The organism is Vreelandella aquamarina (assembly GCF_900110265.1).
Taxonomy (GTDB): Bacteria; Pseudomonadota; Gammaproteobacteria; order Pseudomonadales; family Halomonadaceae; genus Vreelandella; species Vreelandella aquamarina.
On record NZ_FODB01000087.1, the window covers coordinates 1 to 7452 of the forward strand.

The following is a 7452-nucleotide window of genomic DNA, read 5'->3' on the forward strand; positions in this document are numbered from 1 at the left end:
CCAAACAGTACAAGGTCTCGCCGGAGTTATTAAGGCCTCTGCGTGACGTGAAGTAGGTCAACTACGTCGTGGAATGAACGCTTACTTATGTTTGCCTACGCCTACCCACCGGCGGCGGTAAGACAATTCTCGCTGCTCACTCAATTGCGGTGGCCAAAGATGCTTGGGTAGAAAAGGACTTCCCCTTAGTGCTGTGGCTTGTTCCCACCAACACCATTCGTACGCAAACGGCTGAAGCACTCAAGAACCCTCGGCATCCCTACCGCAAAGCACTGGACGAGGCGTTTGGTGGGCGCGTGCGAATCTTTGATATTGGCGATTTTACTCACATCAAACCGCATGACCTACGATCTAACCTCTGCGTGGTCGTCGGCACGGTACAAACGCTGCGCGTAAGCAATACCGATGGGCGCAAAGTCTATGCGCATAACGAGGAAATGGAGCCACACTTCTCTGCGGTTTCTCCTCAAACGCCAGAGCTGGAGCGCACTGAAAAGGGCAATATTAAATTCAGCTTCGCTAACCTGATGCACCTGCACCAGCCATTGGTGATCATGGATGAAGCCCATAAGGCTGGCTCCAAGCTCAGCCAAGAAGTTTATGAACGGATTAATCCGACCGCGCTCATCGAATTCACCGCCACGCCCAAGGGGTTCAACAATCTGCTTCATTCAGTGACCGCCCAGGAGCTGAAAGATGAAGAGATGATCAAGATGCCTGTGGTGCTGGACGAAGCAGAGACATGGCAAGGAGCGGTTAACTCGGCCATTTTGAAGCGTGCCGAGCTACAAGAGCATGCTGAACGCGACCGAGACGCTTATATTCGCCCTATCGTACTCTTTCAGGCACAAAAAAAAGGCGAAGAAGTCACCGTGGAGGTGCTGAAGCAGCACCTGATCGACAATGAGAATATTGATCCAAATAAAATCGCCGTGGCCACTGGCGCGCAACGTGAATTAGACGGCATCAACCTATTCAAGCCCGATTGCCCTATTGAGTACGTCATCACGATCGAAGCGCTCAAAGAAGGCTGGGACTGCTCTTTCGCCTATGTTTTCTGCTCGGTGGCTAATATTCGCAGCTCCACCGACGCTGAGCAGCTCTTGGGCCGCGTGCTTCGCATGCCTTACGCCCATAAACGTAAAGAAAAAGCGCTGAATAAATCCTACGCTAAGCTGGTTTCAAAACGCTTTATGGATGCCGCCCACAGCCTGCGCGATAAGCTCATTGATATGGGCTTTGAAGAGAGCGAGGCAGAGGACAATATCGAAGCTGAACAGCTCGGCCTTGATGATGGGTTGTTTGGACGACAGCCTCGGCCCACTCCGACGATGAAAGTTGCCATTCAGGCCAGCCAGGAAGAAGCCAGCAAAATGAACACGGCGGTGCCGTCGAAAGTACAAGTGACTTTTGATGAGAGCGGCAAGAGCCATGTGGAAGTAAAAGGCTTCCTCAAGCCCGAAGAAGCCGACACATTGATCAGCTATGCCCCTGAATCGCTTAAGCCGCAGCTTCAGCAAAAAATCAACGAGCACCACGCTAAATACCAGCACGAGATACCACCTTCACAGAAGGGAGAAACCTTCACGCTGCCTCGCTTAATGGCCTACGTGCAAGGAGAGCTAGTATTTGGAGACCCCGAAATTCTCATGGAGCAACATGAGTGGTCGCTTGCCGACCACCCTGCTCGCTTGGAAGCGTCCGAATTCAGTATCGTGGATACCACGAACACATTTGAAATTGATTTGGACGGCAATCGCGTGACCATTGGCTCTGGCTATGCTGCTGAGCAGCTCACCATGAACGTTGAAGTAGACGACTGGACGCCAAACAGCCTCGTGCAATGGCTAGATCGCAAAATACGTACACCGTGGCTTAGCCAAGCTGAATTACTGGCCTGGCTAAGTGACGTCGTGACCTATCTAACACGTGATCGAGAGCTGAGTTTATCGCAGCTGATGCGCTGCAAATTTATTCTCGCTCGCAAGCTGTCTGAAAAAATTCAGGGCTTCCGCCAAGCAGAGCGTGAGAAAGTCTACCAAGCCAACCTATTTGGGCCAGACGCCCATATTGAGGTCTCCTTCGATCAAGGCTTTACCTTTTTCGATGAGATGTATGCGGGCGTTCCGAAATATCGCGGCACCTATCGGTTCAAAAAGCACTTCATGGGGCCTGACGCTCTGCCCGTCTTTGATTCCAAAAAGGTCAATGGCGAGGAAGAACAGTGTGCCTTCATGATCGATTCGCACCCGAGGGTAAAATACTGGACGCGTAACGTCAGCAAGCACCCAAATTCGTTCTCGCTGCCGACCTCTACCGATAAATTCTACCCAGACTTTGTCGCCCTGCTCGATGATGGCCGTCTGCTTGTCGTGGAATACAAAGGCAAGGATCGCACACCCGAGGAAAGCCGCGATTCACGCGAGAAGAATCTCATCGGCCAGCAATGGGCAAAGGCTTCCGATGGTAAGGCTGTCTTTTTGATGGCCACTATTGAGAAAGGAGATCCGAAAGAAGTACGCGTGGCAATTGATGAAGTATTAGGGAAATAACCAACCCTTAGCGCAAAACCCGTTCTCGTAGATGCCTCTGCGGTGCAGAAAAACCAGGAATCTTGCAAACGGCAAAATGGAGGGGATTGCCCCCTCCATATCGCTTACTTCTTCTTACGAACCTTGATCGGGAATACCTTGCCGTTTTTAGGCCGAATAATCTTCCCGTTCTTACGGATGTAAGGCCGATAAATGATCTCGTAGTCGTCATGAATAACGCCCATGGATCACCTCCATCTACTATCACGGCCTTAAAAACTTCGCGGCGTTGACCTTTGGCCAGGCAAAGATTAACCTTCGCCATGCTATCGAATATGGCAACTCGCCAAGAGAACAGGGCCGCCATGCTAAGTCCTGCTCTTTTGCGTCCTCCCAGCCAAGGCGGCAACCTTGGCTGGGAATCCTCCCTTCATCTCATCTTCCTTGATTCCCTCGTAGTAGTTTTTTAAGAAAGAAACCACTACATGTAGTGCTCCTGTGTCTAAATCTACATATCAGGTTGACAGGTGTCAACCCAATCACCATATTGTCAACTTAACCCACCTTACAATAAGGTAGAAAGTCATGCTGCATGATCGTATACATCGTGCGCGTGTCCTTAAGAATATGACCTTGCAGCAGTTAGCCGATCTGCTGGGAGACATAACCAAGCAGGCTCTGTCGAAATATGAACAGGGCAAGGACGCGCCCAATTCGACTCGCTTGATCCAACTGGCGGACGCGCTTGGGGTTAACCCTGAGTATTTTTTCCGCTCAGACTCAGTAGAGCTGGGTAAAGTAGACTTCCGTAAGCACTCCGCCTTCGGAAAACGCCAACAAGAAGCCGTAAAAGAGCAAGTGCGTGAGCACCTAGAACGCTATTTAGCGGCAGAGAGCCTGTTTCAAACCGACCAATTAATTGGTGAATTTGCCAAATGGCATCAGCGTTTTCCTGTGTCCAATGTTGATGAGGTTGAACAGGCGGCAAATAAACTGCGTGAAGATTGGCAGCTAGGGGTAAACCCTATAGCCAACCTGACTGAAATTCTGGAAGAAAAAGGCATCAAGGTAGTGAGCCTTCAAGCCCACGAGAAATTCGATGGGCTGTGCGCTCTCGTCAATAATGGCGCGGATGCTGTTATCGTCAGTAACACCGAGCGTCCTGGTGAACGCCAGCGTTTTAACCTCGCCCATGAGCTAGGACATTTGGTGATGTCACTGCCTGAGGAGCTTCATGGCACTCGTGATGAAGAAAACTGGTGCCACCGCTTTGCCGGGGCGTTTCTGTTCCCTGCTAGCCAAGTACGCATCACCTTTGGTGAGCACCGCAAGCGTGTACTGTTCCAGGAATTTCTGTTGGCCAAGGAGGAATGGGGGATTTCTATTCAAGCCACTTTGCGCCGGTTATATGACCTGGATATCGTTAACTCGAACTTCTATCAGAATACTTTTCGCTTATGGTCGATGCAGGGGTTCAAAAAAAATGAGCCTGGTCGGCTAGACCCTGAAAAATCCTATCGCCTGAAGCAGTTGGTTTACAGGGCACTAGCAGAAGGGCTGGTCACTCCTTCAAGAGCAGCGGAGTTGCTTAGTACAAGCCTCGGTGAGATCGAGGAGATCATGGCAAACGGACAGGCAGGTGACGGTGAGCATGCCCGCGAAAATTCTTGTATCTGATACCAATATCTGGATCGATCTACACCGCAGTGGCCTGCTTGAAACCGTGTTTTCTCTACCTCACCATTTCGTAACCACCGACTTTGTGTGGCGAGAGCTGAAAAAGCCCCCTGGTAAGGAACTGACAGGCTTGGGACTTGCGGTTGAAGCATTCAACGGCGATGAGGTGGCGACACTTTTTACGCTACGCCAAACATTGGGCAATTCCTCACTAGCGGATGTGTCGTGCTACTTTCTAGCCAAGGAAAGAGGCTGGACGCTGCTAACCAATGACGGAGCGCTCAGGAAATCAGGGCAACAAAGCCAGTTGGAGATTCGTGGTGTACTTTGGATATTAGATGAGCTGGAGGCTCATGCCCTTCTTTCGCCAAGCCAACTGGCCGACGCTTTGGAATCGATGCTAAAAGCGGGTGCCAGGCTACCGGAATACGATTGCCATCAACGACTAGGCCGATGGCGGTAAATATGGTGCTCAAGATCAAGCCTTATAGCCCCCCTCTCTCCCTAAATGAGCCACCCCCTTTCGTTAGCCAAGAATTTAGGCAAAAAATTTTGATATGAACGAGAGTGCCTTTAATAAAAAAAGGCAGGGCAACACTTTGTCCTAACTATGCCAAGGATGCCGACACCTAACAGACATCTCATAGTGGCAATCCAATTGCACTATTGTTGCTATGTGGCTGTTTCTCCCAACGAGGATATCTAATGTACATGGACCCACAGAACCTCAAGCTCAACGACTTGTTGCATAGCAGGCTGTTCCGTATTCCGCCCTACCAGCGCCCCTACAGCTGGCAGACTGAGCATCGGCGTGACCTCTTCAACGACCTGCGTACCCTGTACCAGAAGCGCCAAGAGTTCCACTTTATGGCAACGGTGGTGGGAGTTGATAATGGGCCTTATCTGCTGGGTTCTGATGAATATCAGCAAATCGACATTGTCGATGGACAGCAGCGCCTTACTACGCTGGTTTTACTATTGCGGGCGATCTCACGACAACTCTCTGAGCCTACACTGGAAAAGCTGCTAGTCAAAGATGACGCCCACACCTTGGTGCTGCTGCAGACCAACCACGACTACAACGATCATTTCATTAACTACGTGCGCTACGGAAAGCGGCCTGAGGTCGAGACCGCTGATACCCTCGCTGAGCGAAACATCATTGAGGCGATTGCCGAAGTGGAATCCTTCGTGGCCAGCTGGCCAGCCACGACAGGCGCGACGCTGCTAGAGCTCCTCGCCCTCATCAAAAACAGGCTGCGCTTCGTCTACTACCAGCTCCATGACGAGAAACTGGTCTATACAGTTTTCGAAGTCCTCAACACTCGAGGGCTAGAAGTAGCCTGGCTAGACCGCTGCAAGGCGGTATTAATGGGTATCGCTTTTGAGCACGCAGCCAATCAGCAGGAAATGGTTCAGGAACTCCACGATATTTGGCAGCGTATCTACGAGTGTATCGGCCTGCGTCAGGGACTGAGTTCAGAATCTCTACGTTTTGCTGCTACCCTAATCACGCATGACCATACCAGTCGCACTCTCTCCAACAGCGATGCACTGGATACATTCCGTAAGCGAGCGGCAAACCGTCCAATAGAGACATTAGCTCTCTCGCGATTCTTGCAGAAAGTGGCTAGGGCGTTGGATAGCCTGCTACATGACCAGCAGAAGGCCGCAGTCACTAAGATAGCTCATGCTCGCCTACTGGCGGTGGCGATAACACTTCGCTTCGAAGGAACCCATCGCGAGCGTCTCTTGACTCAGTGGGAACACGTCAGCTTCAGAATCTATGGCATGTGCGGTCGTGACTCACGAACCCGTGTGGGCGACTACGTACGCCTGGCCTGTCAGATATATGCTTCTGAAGGCAATGCGGCAGCTTACAAGGATGCCATGCAGGCATTAATTGATTTGGGCAGCGGTGAATTTAGTGCCGCTAAAGCCGTTACCGAATTGCGACAAGCCAATTGCTACGAAGGATGGGAAGAGGAGTTACGCTATTTCTTCTACGCCCGCGAGCGGTGGTTAGAAGCTAAACATGGCTATAAGCCGAGCGCCGTTGCTTGGGACAAGATCTGGAGTGACAGCGCTGTGCGCTCCATAGAACATATCTTGCCCCAGAACCCGGTGCAGGGCTCTGCGTGGCAGGATCTTTACGACCAAGCCACTACTGCACAGCAGGGCATTCAACATTGGCTCGGTAACTTGGTAGTAATACCACCGGCAGTGAATAGCCGTGTAGGACGCAAACCTTATGGCGAAAAACAGGTGGAATATGCTCAAACTGGCCTAGCTATCACCCGCGAGTTGGCTGACAAATACAGCGAGTGGACGCTGGAACAAATAGAAGAGCGTGAGCAAAAGCTGATCGAATGGGCCGAGCTTTACTGGGGGGATCTGGTACCCTGAAAGACCATAGCTAGCTTCACAATCCAAAAAAATAAGATTTCGCTTGTATGCCGGTGCTGCCTTTAAAGGCAGTACCGGCTTTTTAACAGGATCAGGCACTTATACCTACAAGTCTCCACGTTCCGCCAACGACACAGTCTGATCGCCACCGACTACGATGTGATCGATAACCCGAATTTCGACTAGTTCCAGCATTTCCTTAAGCTGCTCAGTAATGCGCCGATCTGCATCACTAGGCTCAGGATCACCACTGGGATGGTTATGAACAAGGATCACAGCGGCGGCATTGTAGGCCAGCGCGGTTTTCAGCACTTCGCGTGGATAAACGCTGGCTGCATCTATGGTGCCGCGAAACATTTCCTCGAAGCGGATAACGCGGTGCTGGCTATCAAGGAATAGCACGCTGAAGACCTCGTGCTCATAGTCCTGAAGCAGGAGTTGTAGATGCTCAAACGCCTGCGAAGGCTGAGTAATCTTGCGACCTTTAGCGAGCTTGCGGCGTGCGAAGCGCTTGGCCATGGTGATGATATCGGTTTCAGTGACGGGCGAGGTAACGTGGTAGGTACCTGCTACTTCCCCGGCTTTCAGTTTGGCGTGTGTCATGGTTGCCTCCAAAATCGGGTAGGGGCCGGGGTCACCCCCGGCGCCCTCCCACACCACCGGGCATACGGTTCCGTACCACGGCGGTTCATGAAGAACGACTAAGCCATCTTACCGTATCGAGTACCGAGATCAGACCCAGACGGTCGAACCACTTCCGTGGCAGGGCCTGATTCATGTGCGACGCTCCGGCGTTCCACCAAGGGCCTCGACCATTTCCCGCTGACTTCCAGGCACG

At 51.6% G+C, this 7452-nt stretch carries 4 protein-coding genes and 1 pseudogene; 4 read left to right on the forward strand and 1 reads right to left on the reverse strand.

Annotated elements, in window-relative coordinates; all coding sequences use genetic code 11:
* Nucleotides 1–101 precede the first annotated feature (101 nt).
* The 4 genes and pseudogenes from BMY49_RS16385 to BMY49_RS16400 form a co-directional block, all read left to right on the forward strand.
* A pseudogene (locus tag BMY49_RS16385) lies at nucleotides 102–2552 on the forward strand (DEAD/DEAH box helicase); the annotation flags it as partial.
* 564 nt (nucleotides 2553–3116) lie between these two features.
* Nucleotides 3117–4208, forward strand: a complete 1092-nt coding sequence (locus tag BMY49_RS16390; protein WP_089676073.1) for a helix-turn-helix domain-containing protein — start codon at nucleotides 3117–3119, stop codon at nucleotides 4206–4208.
* On the forward strand, nucleotides 4183–4671 hold the full coding sequence (locus tag BMY49_RS16395; RefSeq protein WP_089676074.1) for a PIN domain-containing protein: 489 nt from the start codon (nucleotides 4183–4185) through the stop codon (nucleotides 4669–4671). The genes BMY49_RS16390 and BMY49_RS16395 overlap by 26 nt, the downstream gene beginning before the upstream one ends.
* A 242-nt stretch (nucleotides 4672–4913) precedes the next feature.
* Complete coding sequence (locus BMY49_RS16400) at nucleotides 4914–6614, forward strand: DUF262 domain-containing protein (protein WP_089676075.1); 1701 nt, start codon at nucleotides 4914–4916, stop codon at nucleotides 6612–6614.
* A gap of 105 nt (nucleotides 6615–6719) precedes the next feature.
* Here BMY49_RS16400 and radC read toward each other — a convergent pair whose 3' ends face one another.
* Complete coding sequence (radC, locus tag BMY49_RS16405; protein WP_089676076.1) at nucleotides 6720–7217, reverse strand: RadC family protein; 498 nt, start codon at nucleotides 7215–7217, stop codon at nucleotides 6720–6722.
* Nucleotides 7218–7452: the final 235 nt, after the last annotated feature.

Coding starts and splice junctions, on each gene's coding strand:
- BMY49_RS16390 (WP_089676073.1), top strand. CDS start 3,117: ATGCTGCATGATCGTATACATCGTGCGCGTGTCCTTAAGAATATGACC.
- radC (WP_089676076.1), bottom strand. CDS start 7,217: ATGACACACGCCAAACTGAAAGCCGGGGAAGTAGCAGGTACCTACCAC.
- BMY49_RS16395 (WP_089676074.1), top strand. CDS start 4,183: ATGCCCGCGAAAATTCTTGTATCTGATACCAATATCTGGATCGATCTA.
- BMY49_RS16400 (WP_089676075.1), top strand. CDS start 4,914: ATGTACATGGACCCACAGAACCTCAAGCTCAACGACTTGTTGCATAGC.